The organism is Citrobacter pasteurii (assembly GCF_019047765.1).
GTDB classification, from domain to species: domain Bacteria; phylum Pseudomonadota; class Gammaproteobacteria; order Enterobacterales; family Enterobacteriaceae; genus Citrobacter; species Citrobacter pasteurii.
In genome coordinates, this window is sequence record NZ_CP077262.1 from 1865928 (window position 1) to 1880757 (window position 14830).

16 protein-coding genes are annotated in these 14830 nt (G+C 53.2%); 12 read left to right on the forward strand and 4 right to left on the reverse strand.

The window, feature by feature from the left end; translation table 11 throughout:
* Nucleotides 1-93: 93 nt before the first annotated feature.
* A complete protein-coding gene (fabB, locus tag I6L54_RS09010) occupies nt 94-1314 on the forward strand; it encodes a beta-ketoacyl-ACP synthase I (RefSeq protein ID WP_005129715.1) in 1221 nt (406 codons plus the stop codon).
* A 47-nt stretch (nt 1315-1361) separates the two neighbouring features.
* Here fabB and I6L54_RS09015 read toward each other — a convergent pair whose 3' ends face one another.
* From I6L54_RS09015 to I6L54_RS09025, 3 genes are all read right to left on the reverse strand, one after another.
* Nucleotides 1362-1880, reverse strand: coding sequence for a YqhG/Tai3 family protein (locus I6L54_RS09015; RefSeq protein ID WP_005129713.1), 519 nt, complete (start codon nt 1878-1880; stop codon nt 1362-1364).
* Nucleotides 1880-2248, reverse strand: coding sequence for an NlpC/P60 family protein (locus tag I6L54_RS09020; protein ID WP_040231374.1), 369 nt, complete (start codon nt 2246-2248; stop codon nt 1880-1882). The genes I6L54_RS09015 and I6L54_RS09020 overlap by 1 nt, the downstream gene beginning before the upstream one ends.
* A gap of 150 nt (nt 2249-2398) precedes the next feature.
* On the reverse strand, nt 2399-2656 hold the full coding sequence (locus I6L54_RS09025) for a helix-turn-helix domain-containing protein (protein WP_005129710.1): 258 nt from the start codon (nt 2654-2656) through the stop codon (nt 2399-2401).
* Nucleotides 2657-2828: 172 nt separating this feature from the next.
* Here I6L54_RS09025 and I6L54_RS09030 point away from each other — a divergent pair, with 172 nt between their 5' ends.
* Together I6L54_RS09030 and I6L54_RS09035 are read left to right on the forward strand one after the other, a co-directional pair.
* Nucleotides 2829-3203 carry a MerR family transcriptional regulator gene (locus I6L54_RS09030; protein WP_040231475.1) on the forward strand — a complete coding sequence of 125 codons (375 nt, stop codon included), beginning with the start codon at nt 2829-2831 and terminating at the stop codon, nt 3201-3203.
* A gap of 179 nt (nt 3204-3382) precedes the next feature.
* A complete protein-coding gene (locus tag I6L54_RS09035; protein WP_040231372.1) occupies nt 3383-4561 on the forward strand; it encodes an MFS transporter in 1179 nt (392 codons plus the stop codon).
* Here the strand turns inward: I6L54_RS09035 and flk are convergent.
* Nucleotides 4558-5565, reverse strand: coding sequence for a flagella biosynthesis regulator Flk (flk, locus tag I6L54_RS09040; protein ID WP_040231473.1), 1008 nt, complete (start codon nt 5563-5565; stop codon nt 4558-4560). The genes I6L54_RS09035 and flk overlap by 4 nt on opposite strands.
* Before the next feature lie 108 nt (nt 5566-5673).
* Here flk and pdxB point away from each other — a divergent pair, with 108 nt between their 5' ends.
* The 9 genes from pdxB to purF all read left to right on the forward strand — a co-directional run bounded on the left by pdxB (nt 5674) and on the right by purF (nt 14816).
* Nucleotides 5674-6810 (forward strand): 4-phosphoerythronate dehydrogenase PdxB, encoded by a 1137-nt coding sequence (gene pdxB, locus I6L54_RS09045; protein ID WP_005129701.1) that lies wholly within the window; start codon nt 5674-5676, stop codon nt 6808-6810.
* Nucleotides 6811-6877: 67 nt separating this feature from the next.
* A complete protein-coding gene (locus I6L54_RS09050) occupies nt 6878-7891 on the forward strand; it encodes an aspartate-semialdehyde dehydrogenase (RefSeq protein WP_040231370.1) in 1014 nt (337 codons plus the stop codon).
* Nucleotides 7891-8703: a tRNA pseudouridine(38-40) synthase TruA gene (truA, locus tag I6L54_RS09055; protein WP_005129692.1), complete on the forward strand. Its 813-nt coding sequence runs from the start codon at nt 7891-7893 to the stop codon at nt 8701-8703. The genes I6L54_RS09050 and truA overlap by 1 nt, the downstream gene beginning before the upstream one ends.
* Before the next feature lie 24 nt (nt 8704-8727).
* The gene (locus tag I6L54_RS09060) at nt 8728-9387 is read left to right on the forward strand and encodes a DedA family protein (RefSeq protein WP_040231369.1); all 660 of its coding nucleotides are present in this window, start codon (nt 8728-8730) and stop codon (nt 9385-9387) included.
* A 149-nt stretch (nt 9388-9536) separates the two neighbouring features.
* Nucleotides 9537-10451 carry an acetyl-CoA carboxylase, carboxyltransferase subunit beta gene (accD, locus tag I6L54_RS09065; RefSeq protein WP_005129681.1) on the forward strand — a complete coding sequence of 305 codons (915 nt, stop codon included), beginning with the start codon at nt 9537-9539 and terminating at the stop codon, nt 10449-10451.
* Between the two features lie 192 nt (nt 10452-10643).
* Entirely contained in the window at nt 10644-11912 is a 1269-nt protein-coding gene (folC, locus tag I6L54_RS09070; protein WP_005129680.1) for a bifunctional tetrahydrofolate synthase/dihydrofolate synthase, read from the forward strand.
* Nucleotides 11902-12576: a cell division protein DedD gene (gene dedD / locus I6L54_RS09075; protein WP_040231367.1), complete on the forward strand. Its 675-nt coding sequence runs from the start codon at nt 11902-11904 to the stop codon at nt 12574-12576. The genes folC and dedD overlap by 11 nt, the downstream gene beginning before the upstream one ends.
* A gap of 200 nt (nt 12577-12776) precedes the next feature.
* On the forward strand, nt 12777-13265 hold the full coding sequence (gene cvpA / locus I6L54_RS09080; RefSeq protein WP_005129678.1) for a colicin V production protein: 489 nt from the start codon (nt 12777-12779) through the stop codon (nt 13263-13265).
* Between the two features lie 33 nt (nt 13266-13298).
* Nucleotides 13299-14816 carry an amidophosphoribosyltransferase gene (purF, locus tag I6L54_RS09085; protein ID WP_040231365.1) on the forward strand — a complete coding sequence of 506 codons (1518 nt, stop codon included), beginning with the start codon at nt 13299-13301 and terminating at the stop codon, nt 14814-14816.
* Nucleotides 14817-14830 lie beyond the last annotated feature (14 nt).

Sequence of the window (14830 nt, forward strand, 5' to 3'; positions counted from 1 at the left end):
ACATTAAATGGCTGATCGGACTTGTTCGGCGTACAAGTGTACGCTATTGTGCCACTCGAAACTTTAAAATAGTGCGACTTACAGAGGTATTGAATGAAACGTGCAGTGATTACTGGCTTGGGCATCGTTTCCAGCATCGGTAATAACCAGCAGGAAGTCCTGGCATCTCTGCGTGAAGGACGTTCAGGGATCACTTTCTCTCAGGAGCTGAAGGACTCCGGCATGCGTAGCCACGTTTGGGGCAACGTAAAACTGGATACCACTGGCCTCATTGACCGCAAAGTAGTGCGCTTTATGAGCGACGCATCCATCTATGCTTTCCTTTCTATGGAGCAGGCAGTGGCTGATGCCGGCCTGGCTGCAGAAGATTACCAGAACAATCCGCGCGTTGGCCTGATTGCAGGTTCCGGCGGCGGCTCCCCGCGTTTTCAGGTATTCGGCGCTGACGCAATGCGCAGCCCGCGCGGTCTGAAAGCGGTTGGCCCGTATGTGGTCACCAAAGCGATGGCGTCCGGCGTTTCTGCCTGCCTCGCGACACCGTTCAAAATCCACGGCGTCAACTACTCCATCAGCTCTGCCTGTGCAACTTCTGCACACTGTATCGGCAACGCTGTTGAACAAATTCAGTTGGGCAAGCAGGACATCGTTTTTGCAGGCGGCGGCGAAGAGTTGTGCTGGGAAATGGCGTGCGAGTTCGACGCAATGGGCGCGCTGTCTACCAAATATAACGACAACCCGTCTCAAGCTTCCCGTACTTATGATGCACACCGTGACGGTTTTGTTATCGCAGGCGGCGGCGGTATGGTTGTTGTCGAAGAACTGGAACACGCTCTGGCTCGTGGCGCGCACATCTATGCGGAAATCGTCGGTTACGGCGCAACGTCTGATGGCGCAGACATGGTTGCTCCGTCAGGTGAAGGTGCAGTTCGCTGCATGCAGATGGCGATGCACGGTGTTGATACCCCGATTGACTACCTGAACTCCCACGGTACTTCTACTCCGGTAGGCGACGTGAAGGAACTGGGCGCAATCCGCGAAGTCTTTGGCGATAACAGCCCGGCCATTTCTGCAACCAAAGCCATGACCGGTCACTCACTGGGTGCGGCTGGCGTTCAGGAAGCTATCTACTCTCTGCTGATGCTGGAACACGGTTTTATCGCGCCAAGCATCAACATTGAAGAGCTGGACGAGCAGGCTGCAGGTCTGAATATCGTGACTAAACCGACCGAGCAAGCGTTGACGACTGTTATGTCTAACAGCTTCGGTTTTGGCGGCACCAACGCCACGCTGGTTATGCGTAAGCTGAAAGCATAAGTCTCGGCTCATGCAGCACACGAAAGGGAGCCGTCAGGCTCCCTTTTTTACTTATTCATCTTTTCATACTCCGGTGAGATCTCCGCAGACCATGCTTTCGCACGGGTAATATCCCCGGCACTGTAGATGGGCTGTTCATAATGATCGCTAATATTGCGAACGCGATAAATTTTCCAGCGCCTGTCTTCCCAACGCGTATACACTTCCAGCAGCATGGGGGTTTCGCCTGTCGGCCCACCTAATTGTACTTCCACCTTTTCGCCACCGAGAAAGGGTTGAGCCGCTCCAACCCGTAGCAGCGGGATCCATTCTGGGTCGTAATCCTGCACGTACATAAAGTAGTCAGAATCCAGTATTTCCTGCTCGTAAAGACTAGCAATCAGCGCCAGACGATTGATAACGTCTTTCGCTACATAGCGTTGCATGAGCGCGGACGTATCCCGATCTTGTGTGTATGCGGACATCCACGCGAGATAGAATTGTTGAACATCCTGAGTGCTGTCACGGTGGGATGAAGAACAGCCACAAAGTAACAAAACCACAGCAATCAACGAGAACGCTTTCATTACGGTTTCCTGTAAATAGTGTATGACGGTTTTGCCGCCCGATAGCCAGGCCCCGCCCACATATCACGTTGTCTAAAATCGGAGTACCACGCCTGACCGTCAAATATCGCCATATGCCCGCTTGGGTTTCCTCCTTCATAAGGCTGAATGATGACGACATCTCCTTCCCGGGGTTGTTCAAATGTGCCGATGGGGCTGAAACCGGCATTTTTTAGCATGGGGCCATAATCTTTAGCATGATAGGTATTCCCAAGAGTGATACCTCCAGCCTGAATGGCTTTGCGGGTAAATTCCGCGCAGCGTCCTTGAGAATGTGAACCCGCGTGTGATTTAGCGTGATTAACTGCTGTTGTTTTATTCCAGCTCATCATGACTCCTGTTAATGGAATATGTAATAAGTTCGTGTATTGCTTTAACAGGATTTAATCTGATGGAAATAGCCGATAGTGCTATTAATATCGTAAATATATTTGATTGAGATATTAATTAATCTGCTGGGTAAATTATGGCTAATGTATTTATAATTGGTGATTATTCTTTGTAACGGCTTTTTTGGCTGATTTTGAGAGATAGCGTGACGGCCAAATTACGTCCGGCGTGGTTTCCAGCGCCTGTGCGATGAGCTGTTCTGCCCGGGGCCAACTGCGGGTAAATACATTACGCAGCGAGTCAGGAGATAAGCCCGCCGCACGTGACAACTCTCTTAGTGTAATGCCTCTTTTTTCCAGTGCACTTTTAATATCTGCACGATGCCAGTCTTGGCTTTTTTGTTCCATTCTGTAATCCTAAGAAGATGTGTTATCGGCACCGATATTTTTCAGGTTGAAAATTAGAAAGACAAAAGAACGTTACTTTCTTTTTTGTCGTAGGAATATTGCCAGAATTAATTTGAAATTTCGCGAAAAAGAAAAAATATTTTTATTTCATCAGCAGAAAGGAAAGAAACTGATGGTAAAAGAGTGGTTCACGGTAAAGGAGTGTCTTGAATTACCGGGGTTTCCTGGAAGCGCACCCGCTGTACGCCTGCGCTTAAATACCTACAGTGCAGGGAAAGAGGGCGTTAAGCGTAAGCGTGCGAAATCTAAGGCCGAGGAATTTCATATTTCTGTGTTCCCACTGTATGTACGCTCGTATCTGAATGAAAATGAGAAAACAGAAGCATCAGATCGCAACATCGTGCAGGAAGCAGGACCCAAAGAGATTTGGGATATGATGTTCCTGCTCCTGACGCCGCAGCAGCGTGAACAGGTAACCGGGCGATTCAGAGCGAAAGGCATTGATGCGGTATTTCCCTTTTTGTTCGTAGAGAAGTCATCGCTTTGAAACGCACTGCTATGCTTTCACAGTTGACAGCCAGGGCCACTCGCAGGCAGACTCCAGCTTCAACATTATCCTCTTGATAATGCGTAAGCGTTTAACGTTATCCAACGCACCTTAATCCTGATAGTCAGGTAGAGGGGGCGTGGACATTCCTCGCCTTACTCTGCATTTTGGAGTAACGCATGACAGTTGTAACCCAACAAGAAAAAACATCTTCGGCGAATTTTTCGCTGTTTCGTATCGCTTTTGCGGTTTTCCTGACCTATATGACGGTCGGTTTACCTCTGCCCGTCATTCCTCTGTTTGTGCATCAGGAGCTGGGCTATGGCAACACCATGGTCGGTATCGCCGTAGGCGTACAGTTTCTGGCAACGGTATTAACGCGCGGCTACGCCGGGCGCTTAGCCGATCAATATGGTGCTAAACGTTCGGCGCTACAGGGGATGTTTGCCTGTGCGCTGGCGGGCGCGGCGTGGCTGTTAGCCGCGCTATTGCCCGTTTCCGTTCCGGTGAAGTTTGCGTTGTTGATTGTCGGGCGTTTGATCCTTGGTTTTGGCGAAAGCCAGTTGCTCACCGGAACGCTGACCTGGGGGCTGGGGCTGGTTGGGCCAACGCGTTCCGGTAAGGTGATGTCGTGGAACGGAATGGCGATTTACGGCGCGCTGGCCGCGGGGGCGCCGCTGGGGCTTTTGATCCACGGCCACTTTGGCTTTGCGGCGCTGGCAGGAACCACAATGGTATTACCGCTGCTGGCATGGGCATTCAATGGCACCGTGCGCAAAGTGCCTGCACATGCAGGAGAACGCCCTTCGTTATGGAGTGTGGTAGGGCTTATCTGGAAACCGGGTCTGGGCCTGGCGCTGCAGGGCGTGGGCTTTGCGGTAATCGGTACCTTTATTTCGCTCTATTTTGTCAGCAACGGCTGGACGATGGCGGGTTTCACTCTGACCGCATTTGGCGGGACATTTGTGCTGATGCGCATTCTGTTTGGCTGGATGCCGGACAGGTTTGGCGGTGTGAAGGTTGCTGTTGTTTCGTTGCTGGTTGAAACCGCGGGTCTGATTTTGCTGTGGCAGGCTCCCTCTGCCTGGATTGCGTTGCTGGGAGCGGCATTAACCGGGGCCGGGTGTTCGCTGATCTTCCCGGCGCTGGGCGTGGAGGTCGTGAAGCGAGTGCCTGCCCAGGTTCGTGGTACGGCGCTAGGCGGTTACGCCGCATTTCAGGATATCTCCTACGGCATAAGCGGCCCTGTCGCCGGGGTTCTGGCCACTGCATACGGTTACTCCTCGGTATTCCTTGCCGGGGCGATTTCCGCGGTGGTGGGCATTTTCGTGACGCTGCTGACCCTGCGGAAAGGTTAAGCAAGCAACCAGAACAGGGCTAATGCGATCAGCAAGGCGACAAACATCAGCCCCGGTCGTGCCGACAGTGTTTTTACCGTTTCAATCACCGGTGCGAACGGGCTGAAAATGGGTTGAAGATGACGCGGATCGTTTAATTCCTGCTCCCGGTCACGTTCCACGCGGCGCAGGAAGATTTGATTCAGCAAGTCCTGCACTTGTACCGCTGTCAGGATCGTTTGCGGCTGGATCTGGTACGTTTGCTGCGCATACTCTTTTATGACCGTTAGCTCATTTGGCTCCAGCGGCTGTTTTAGCGCCGCCTGCAACGTTTGCAGCGTCGGCGCATTTTGCTGACTGAGGGTCTGACGCGCCTGCAGCCATGTCACCAGATGCGTAAACTGTTTGGCGGGGATCAGCTCGCCGCTTTTTACACCAGACAGCTCCAGCATCGACTGCCAGATCATCTTGCCGGATTCTCCGGTAGCCGCCGCCAGTTTAGTCACCAACTGGTTCAGCGTATTGTGCTCTGCAGGTAATAGCGGACGGTCGGTGGCCGGCCGCTGCTGCGGTTGCGGTATCGAAAGCTGCCCCTGCTGCAACAGCGTGAGCACGTTCTTCAACTGCTCTGGCGTGAGCTGGCTGAGCGCCGTTTGCCCAAACTGCTGACGGATAAAATCACTCACCGCCTGGCGGTTATTTCCCTGACTCAGTAATTCCGTGAGCTGTGACAGCACCTGACGATTGGCATGATTTTGCTGAGCAACCTCCAGTCGCTGGTTCAGGTTTTGCTCCGCGGCAGGAAAGTGACGTGACTGCAATGGCGTATCACTTTTGACGCCCAGATCGTGCTTCATTCCGGCCCACACCTCAGCGCTTTGCTGTTGGGTAAGCGAAATCAAACGGGTAATCAGTCGTTCCAGTACGGTACGTTGTTGCGTGGATAACGGTTGTTCACCCGCAGCGGAAGGGGCATTTTGGCCTTCGCCGGGAGGGCGGGCGGGCGTACCTGAAATGGGCTGCATCATCTCTGTTCCTTAAATCTGTGCTAACCAGGTCTCGCAGTATGCCTGGCGGCGAGATTATGGCACACTTGCCCGGTTAACTCTCGTTCTCAAACAGGTGCGAAAGACGTGAAAATCCTCGTTGATGAAAATATGCCCTATGCCCGCGAACTGTTCAGTCGTTTGGGGGAGGTCAAAGCGGTTCCCGGTCGCCCGATTCCCGTCACAGAACTGGATGATGCGGATGCTCTAATGGTGCGTTCGGTGACGAAAGTAAACGCATCGCTACTCAGTGGAAAACCGGTAAAGTTTGTTGGTACGGCAACGGCAGGCACTGATCATGTGGATGATGCCTGGCTTGCGCAGTCAGGCATTGGTTTTTCTGCTGCTCCCGGCTGCAATGCGATTGCGGTAGTGGAATATGTCTTCTCTGCGCTGCTGATGCTGGCTGAGCGCGACGGTTTTACCTTACGTGACCGTACGGTCGGTATTGTTGGCGTAGGTAATGTGGGGGGGCGTTTACAGGCGCGCCTGGAAGCATTAGGGATCCGCACCTTGCTGTGCGATCCGCCGCGTGCCGATCGCGGTGACGAGGGCGATTTCCGCGCGCTGGAGGATCTGGTTGAGCAAGCAGACGTGTTGACCTTCCACACGCCGTTGTTTAAAGACGGATCCTACAAAACGTTGCACCTGGCCGATGAGGCGCTGATTAGCCGCCTGAAACCGGGCACCATTCTGATTAATGCCTGCCGCGGGCCGGTCGTGGATAATACGGCATTGCTGAACCGATTGAATGCCGGGCAGCCGCTGAGCGTTGTGCTGGATGTCTGGGAAGGAGAGCCGGATCTCAACGTGGCGTTGCTGGAGAAAGCCGATATCGGCACGGCGCACATTGCCGGGTATACCCTGGAAGGGAAAGCGCGTGGCACCACGCAGGTCTTTGAGGCCTATAGTAAGTTTATTGGTCACGAGCAGCACGTTGCGCTCAGTACCCTGTTGCCCGCGCCGGAATTTGGTCGTATCACCCTGCATGGCCCGTTAGATCAGCCAACACTGAAAAGGCTGGTTCATTTAGTGTATGATGTGCGCCGCGATGATGCGCCGCTGCGCAAAGTTGCTGGAATTCCGGGTGAATTTGATAAACTGCGCAAGAATTATCTTGAACGTCGCGAATGGTCGTCTTTATACGTAATGTGTGACGATGCTGCTGCCGCAGCCCTGCTGTGTAAGCTGGGTTTTAACGCCGTTCATCATCCGGCACATTAATGTCTTCTTAATGCTCCCTGTCGAATAATACGACAGGGACGCTTATGTATTTCTGGAGTAAATCACCATGTCTGAAGGCTGGAATATTGCCATTCTGGGCGCAACGGGCGCCGTAGGCGAAGCCCTGCTCGATACGCTGGCTGAACGCCAGTTCCCGGTCGGTGAAATCTATGCGCTGGCACGCAATGAAAGCGCCGGTGAACACCTGCGTTTTAACGGTAAATCGGTCATTGTCCAGGATGTTGCTGACTTTGACTGGACCCAGGCTCAACTGGCATTTTTTGTCGCGGGCGTTGAAGCCACTGCCGCATGGGCGGAAGAAGCAACCAATGCCGGTTGTCTGGTGATTGACAGCAGTGGTCTGTTTGCGCTCGAGCCTGACGTTCCGCTGGTCGTCCCGGACGTTAACCCATTTGTACTGGCGGATTACCGCAATCGTAACGTTATCGCGGTGCCAAACAGCCTGACCAGTCAACTGCTTTCCGCGCTGAAACCGCTGATCGATGACGGTGGCCTCTCACGTATTACGGTAACCAACATTATCTCGGCTTCCGCTCACGGTAAAAAAGCCGTAGACGCACTGGCCGGACAGAGTGCGAAATTGCTTAATGGCATCCCGATTGACGAGGATGACTTCTTTGGCCGCCAACTGGCGTTCAATATGCTACCGCTGTTGCCCGATCGCGAAGGCAGTGTGCGCGAAGAACGTCGTATCGTCGATGAAGTCCGTAAAATTATGCAGGATGATGGCCTGTTAATTTCAGCCAGCATCGTGCAGTCACCGGTATTCTACGGTCATGCGCAGATGGTGAATTTTGAAGCCCTGCGTCCGTTGGCGGCGGAAGAAGCACGTGACGCGTTTTCACGCGGTGAAGATGTGGTGTTGTCAGAAGAGACCGATTTCCCGACTCAGGTTGGCGATGCGTCAGGCTCTCCGCACCTTTCCATTGGCTGCGTGCATAACGATTACGGCATGCCGGAGCAGGTTCAGTTCTGGTCAGTGGCAGACAACGTACGCTTTGGCGGGGCATTGATGGCGGTGAAAATTGCGGAAAAACTGGTGCAGGAGTACCTGTACTAATGTCTGACCTGCAACAGCCGTCAACCCATAAAATTGCGCTGGGCATCGAGTACGACGGCAGCAAATATTATGGCTGGCAGCGCCAGAACGAAGTGCGTAGTGTTCAGGAAAAACTGGAAAAAGCGCTCTCTCAGGTGGCGAATGAACGCATTAATGTCTTTTGTGCGGGACGCACGGATGCGGGCGTTCATGGCACAGGGCAGGTTGTGCACTTTGAAACGACTGCCCAGCGTAAAGATGCGGCCTGGACATTGGGGGTAAATGCGAATTTACCTGGTGACATCGCCGTACGTTGGGTGAAAGCTGTACCCGATGATTTTCACGCCCGATTCAGCGCCACGGCTCGCCGTTATCGCTACATCATCTACAATCATCGGTTGCGCCCTGCGGTTTTAGGTAAAGGGGTAACCCATTACTATGAGCCGCTGGACGCTGAGCGTATGCATCGTGCGGCCCAGTGTCTGATTGGCGAAAATGATTTTACCTCGTTTCGGGCGGTGCAGTGTCAGTCGCGCACACCGTGGCGTAACGTGATGCACATTAACGTCGAACGTTTCGGTGCGTATGTGGTGGTGGATATTAAAGCGAATGCCTTTGTACATCATATGGTCAGGAATATTGTCGGCAGCCTGATGGAAGTAGGCACCCACAACCAGCCGGAGAGCTGGATAGCAGAACTGTTAGCGGCGAAGGACAGAACGCTGGCAGCGGCAACGGCGAAAGCGGAAGGACTGTATCTGGTTGCAGTAGATTACCCGGATCGGTTCGACCTGCCAAAACCGCCAATGGGCCCGCTATTTCTGGCGGACTAATTTGAGTCGTATAAAGGCAAAATTATGGATCTGATTTACTTCCTCATCGATTTTATCCTGCACATTGATGTGCACCTGGCGGAGCTGGTCGCGGAATACGGTATCTGGGTATACGCTATTCTGTTTTTGATTCTGTTCTGTGAAACGGGACTGGTGGTCACGCCGTTCCTGCCAGGAGATTCGCTGCTGTTTGTTGCTGGTGCGCTTTCTGCGCTGCCAACGAACGATCTTAATGTCCATCTGATGGTGGCGTTAATGATAGTGGCGGCGATTGTGGGCGATGCGGTGAATTACACCATCGGGCGATTGTTTGGCGAGAAGCTGTTCAGCAACCCCAATTCCAAAATTTTTCGCCGCAGCTATCTGGATAAAACCCATGCGTTCTATGAGCGTCATGGCGGTAAAACCATTATTCTTGCGCGTTTCGTGCCTATCGTGCGTACATTTGCGCCGTTTGTTGCCGGGATGGGACACATGTCCTACCGTCATTTTGCGATGTATAACGTCGTCGGCGCTCTGCTGTGGGTATTGTTATTCACCTACGCAGGCTACCTGTTCGGCGATCTGCCGATCGTTCAGGAAAACCTGAAATTATTGATTGTGGCGATTATCATTCTTTCCGTATTGCCGGGAGTGATTGAAGTGATTCGCCATAAGCGTGCTGCGTCACGGGCTGCAAAATAGAAAGTAACTCAGCGGTTCGACCACTTTTTTATCCAAAGTTTCGGGCTGTTATGTTTTAATGTGCAACATTCATGGTCTGTTAGGGGCAAAAATGGCATTATGCGCCCCTTATAACAAAGCTGACTAGGGTTCAGGCAGAAAGGTCACCAATGAGCTGGATTGAACGAATTAAAAGCAACATTACTCCCACCCGCAAGGCAAGCATTCCTGAAGGGGTGTGGACCAAGTGTGATAGCTGCGGTCAGGTTTTATACCGTGCTGAGCTGGAACGTAATCTTGAGGTCTGTCCGAAGTGTGACCATCACATGCGCATGTCGGCGCGTAATCGCCTGCATAGCCTGTTAGATGAAGGTTCTCTTGTGGAACTGGGTAGCGAGCTTGAGCCGAAAGATGTGCTGAAGTTTCGTGATTCCAAAAAATACAAAGACAGACTGGCTTCTGCGCAAAAAGAGACCGGTGAGAAAGACGCGTTGGTAGTAATGAAAGGCACGCTGCATGGTATGCCGGTTGTTGCTGCGGCATTCGAGTTCGCGTTTATGGGCGGCTCCATGGGCTCTGTCGTCGGCGCGCGTTTTGTCCGTGCCGTTGAACAGGCGCTGGAAGATAACTGTCCGCTGATCTGCTTCTCCGCTTCTGGCGGAGCGCGTATGCAGGAAGCGCTGATGTCTCTGATGCAGATGGCGAAAACCTCTGCCGCGCTGGCGAAAATGCAGGAACGCGGTTTACCGTATATTTCTGTACTGACTGACCCAACGATGGGCGGTGTTTCCGCAAGCTTCGCGATGCTGGGCGATCTCAACATTGCCGAACCGAAAGCACTGATTGGCTTTGCGGGGCCGCGTGTGATCGAGCAGACCGTACGTGAGAAACTGCCGCCGGGATTCCAGCGCAGCGAGTTCCTGATTGAAAAAGGCGCTATCGATATGATCGTCCGCCGTCCGGAAATGCGTCTGAAACTGGCAAGCGTTCTGGCGAAGCTGATGAATCTTCCTGCGCCGAATCCGGATGAGCCGCGTGAAGGCGAGGTGGTGCCTCCGGCAGCTGATCAGGAATCAGAGGTCTGATAGTTTACTCTATGGATTTCGGGTTGCAGGCCAGTGGCAAGAGAATTCATCCCGATGAGTTTACGCTGCTAATTGATTCGGGTGAGCGAGCGCAGCCAACACACCTGCAACTTGAATGATGACGAGTACAAAAGGGCAGGCCGGTTGGCGCTGCCTTTTTGCTTTTCTCAACATAACGAATCTACAGGCAACATGGACAATAAACGTATTCCCCAAGCCACGTCGCCCCTGGCCTCGTGGCTTTCTTATCTGGAAAACCTGCACAGTAAAACCATTGATTTAGGTCTTGAACGCGTGAGTCTGGTGGCGCAAAAACTGGGCGTATTAAAACCTGCGCCGTTTGTTTTCACCGTCGCGGGAACCAACGGAAAAGGCACGACCTGCCGTACGCTGGAATCTGTGTTGACCGCAGCAGGATATAAAGTCGGTGTATACAGTTCTCCCCATCTGGTGCGCTACACGGAACGTGTCCGCGTGCAGGGGGGGGAGTTGCCGGAATCTGCGCATACCGCCTCATTTGCTGAGATTGAAGCGGCGCGTGGTGATATTTCCCTGACCTACTTTGAATACGGCACGCTGTCAGCATTATGGCTGTTTAAACAGGCGCAGCTTGATGTGGTGATTCTGGAAGTGGGGCTGGGCGGGCGTCTTGACGCCACCAATATCGTCGATGCCGATGTCGCGGTGGTCACCAGCATTGCGCTTGACCATACTGACTGGCTGGGGCCCGATCGTGAAAGCATTGGCCGCGAGAAGGCGGGGATCTTTCGTGCAGAGAAACCGGCCGTCGTCGGTGAGCCGGAAATGCCCTATACCATCGCGGATGTGGCGCAAGAGACTGGGGCGATACTGCAGCGCCGTGGTGTGGACTGGCGCTATTCGGTTACGGAGAACGACTGGTCATTCACCGATAGCCACGGTACGCTGACCCAACTGCCGTTGCCGCAGGTTCCCCAACCTAACGCTGCTACCGCACTGGCCGCGCTGCGCGCCAGCGGGCTTAACGTCAGTGAGCAGGCGATTCGTGACGGCATCGAACACGCGATTTTACCGGGGCGTTTTCAGATTGTGAGCGAGTCACCGCGGGTGATTTTTGATGTTGCTCATAATCCGCATGCGGCGGAATATTTGACTGAACGTCTGAAAAAGTTAGTGAAAAGAGGGCGCGTACTTGCCGTTATCGGTATGCTACATGATAAAGACATTGCCGGTACGTTAGCCTGGTTGAAAAGCGTGGTTGACGACTGGTATTGTGCGCCTCTGGAAGGCCCGCGTGGTGCAACGGCAGAACAACTGCTGGAGCACTTGGGTAATGGCGAAGCCTACGACAGCGTGGCGCAGGCATGGTCTGCGGCCCTGGCTGAGGCGAAGCCAGAAGATACCGTGTTGGTGTGTGGATCGTTTCACACTGTCGCACATGTCATGGAAGTAATAGACGTGGGGAGAAGCGGTGGCGAGTAAGTTTCAGAATCGATTAGTCGGCACAATTGTGCTGGTCGCGCTGGGGGTGATTGTGCTCCCCGGGCTGCTTGACGGGCAGAAAAAGCATTATCAGGATGAGTTTGCGGCGATCCCGCTGGTGCCGAAACCCGGCGATCGCGATGAACCGGACATGATGCCTGCGGCGACGCAGGCACTGCCGACGCAACCACCGGAAGGTGCCGCAGAAGAAGTGCGTGCCGGTGATGCTGCCGCGCCATCGTTGGATCCTTCACGTTTGACGACGGCAAACAACGCAGAGTTCGATCCTATCCCTGCGCCTGTGGAGCCGCCAAAACCTAAACCTAAACCGAAGCCGCAACCTGTTGCCGCTGCTCCGGCGCCGACGCCCGTTCCTGCACCAGCACCGAAACCGGTCGTCGAAGACGCGCCGGCACCAACCGGGAAAGCCTACGTTGTGCAGCTTGGTGCGTTGAAAAATGCGGATAAGGTCAATGAGATCGTCGGTAAGTTACGTGGTGCGGGCTTCCGGGTATATACTTCCCCGTCAACGCCGGTACAGGGTAAAATAACCCGCATTCTCGTTGGGCCTGATGCGTCCAGAGATAAGCTGAAAAACTCGCTGGGAGAACTGCAAAAAATCTCCGGTCTGAGTGGGGTTGTGATGGGATATACCCCTAATTAAAGGGGGGGCTCATGTAGGCCGGATACGGTAAACACCGCTGTCCGGCAGTGCCCGAAGAGGCATAAAACGGTATGGCGTTGAAGATTTTTTCAGCGCCATTTTTATTTACGCGTGGAAAGGAAATCCCTACGCAAACGTTTTCTTTTTCTGTTAGAATGCGCCCCGAACAGGACGACAGGGCGTAAAATCGTGGGACACTTATGGTCTGGATTGATTACGCCATTATCGCGGTGATTGGTTTTTCCTGTCTGGTTAGCCTGATCCGTGGCTTTGTACGTGAAGCATTATCGTTGGTGACTTGGGGTTGTGCTTTCTTTGTCGCCAGCCATTACTACACTTACCTGTCTGTCTGGTTTACGGGCTTTGAAGACGAACTGGTTCGGAATGGGATTGCTATCGCGATACTGTTTATCGCGACACTTATCGTCGGCGCTATCGTTAACTTCGTGATAGGCCAGCTGGTGGAGAAAACAGGCCTGTCGGGTACTGACAGGGTGTTGGGGATCTGCTTCGGTGCCCTGAGAGGGGCGCTGATCGTCGCCGCCATACTGTTCTTTCTCGATACGTTTACCGGTCTGTCGAAAAGTGAAGACTGGAGTAAGTCGCAGCTGATCCCGCAGTTCAGTTTCATCATCAGATGGTTCTTTGACTATCTGCAAAGCTCGTCAAGTTTCTTGCCCAAAGTATAAACTTTGGGTTGTTGCTGAACGAGGAAAAGACGTATGTGCGGTATTGTCGGTATCGCCGGTGTTATGCCGGTAAACCAGTCGATTTATGACGCGTTAACGGTGCTCCAGCATCGTGGCCAGGATGCCGCTGGCATCATCACCATTGATGCCAACAACTGCTTCCGCTTGCGTAAAGCGAACGGAATGGTGAGCGACATTTTTGAAGCGCGCCACATGCAGCGTTTGCAGGGCAACATGGGCATTGGTCATGTGCGTTACCCAACGGCTGGCAGCTCCAGCGCCTCTGAGGCCCAACCTTTCTACGTCAACTCACCGTATGGCATCACGCTTGCCCACAACGGCAACCTGACCAACGCGCATGAGCTGCGTAAAAAGCTGTTCGAAGAAAAGCGCCGCCACATCAATACCACTTCAGATTCTGAAATTCTGCTGAATATTTTCGCCAGCGAGCTGGATAATTTCCGCCACTATCCGCTGGAAGCCGACAATATTTTTGCTGCTATTGCCGCAACCAACCGCCAGATCCGCGGCGCCTATGCCTGCGTGGCGATGATTATCGGTCACGGTATGGTTGCCTTCCGCGACCCTAACGGCATCCGCCCGCTGGTGCTGGGTAAACGTGATATTGGCGATGGTCGTACCGAATACATGGTGGCCTCTGAGAGCGTAGCGCTGGATACGCTGGGCTTTGAATTCCTGCGCGACGTTGCCCCTGGTGAAGCGGTCTATATCACCGAAAAAGGTCAGTTGTTTACCCGCCAGTGTGCCGATAACCCGGTCAGCAATCCGTGCCTGTTTGAATACGTTTACTTCGCACGTCCTGACTCCTTTATCGACAAGATTTCCGTCTATAGCGCCCGTGTAAACATGGGTACCAAGCTTGGCGAAAAAATTGCTCGTGAGTGGGAAGAGCTGGACATCGACGTGGTGATCCCGATTCCGGAAACCTCCTGTGATATCGCGCTGGAAATTGCCCGTATTCTCGGTAAGCCGTACCGTCAGGGTTTTGTGAAAAACCGCTACGTGGGCCGTACCTTTATCATGCCAGGCCAGCAGCTGCGCCGTAAATCCGTGCGTCGCAAGCTGAACGCCAACCGTGCGGAATTTCGTGATAAAAACGTGCTGCTGGTGGATGATTCTATCGTGCGCGGTACCACCTCAGAACAGATTATCGAGATGGCGCGTGAAGCCGGAGCGAAGAAGGTGTATCTGGCCTCTGCTGCCCCGGAAATTCGCTTCCCGAACGTTTATGGTATCGATATGCCTACGGCGACGGAACTGATTGCTCATGGTCGCGAAGTGGACGAGATTCGCCAGATAATTGGCGCAGATGGTCTTATCTTCCAGGATCTGAACGATCTGATTGAAGCCGTCCGCGCTGAGAACCCGGATATTCAGCAGTTTGAATGTTCAGTGTTTAACGGCGTATACGTCACTAAAGACGTCGACCAGCAGTATCTCGATTTCCTCGACTCCCTGCGTAATGACGACGCCAAAGCGATTTTGCGCCAGAACGAAGCGGAAAACCTTGAGATGCACAACGAAGGTTAATGATATCGCCAGCG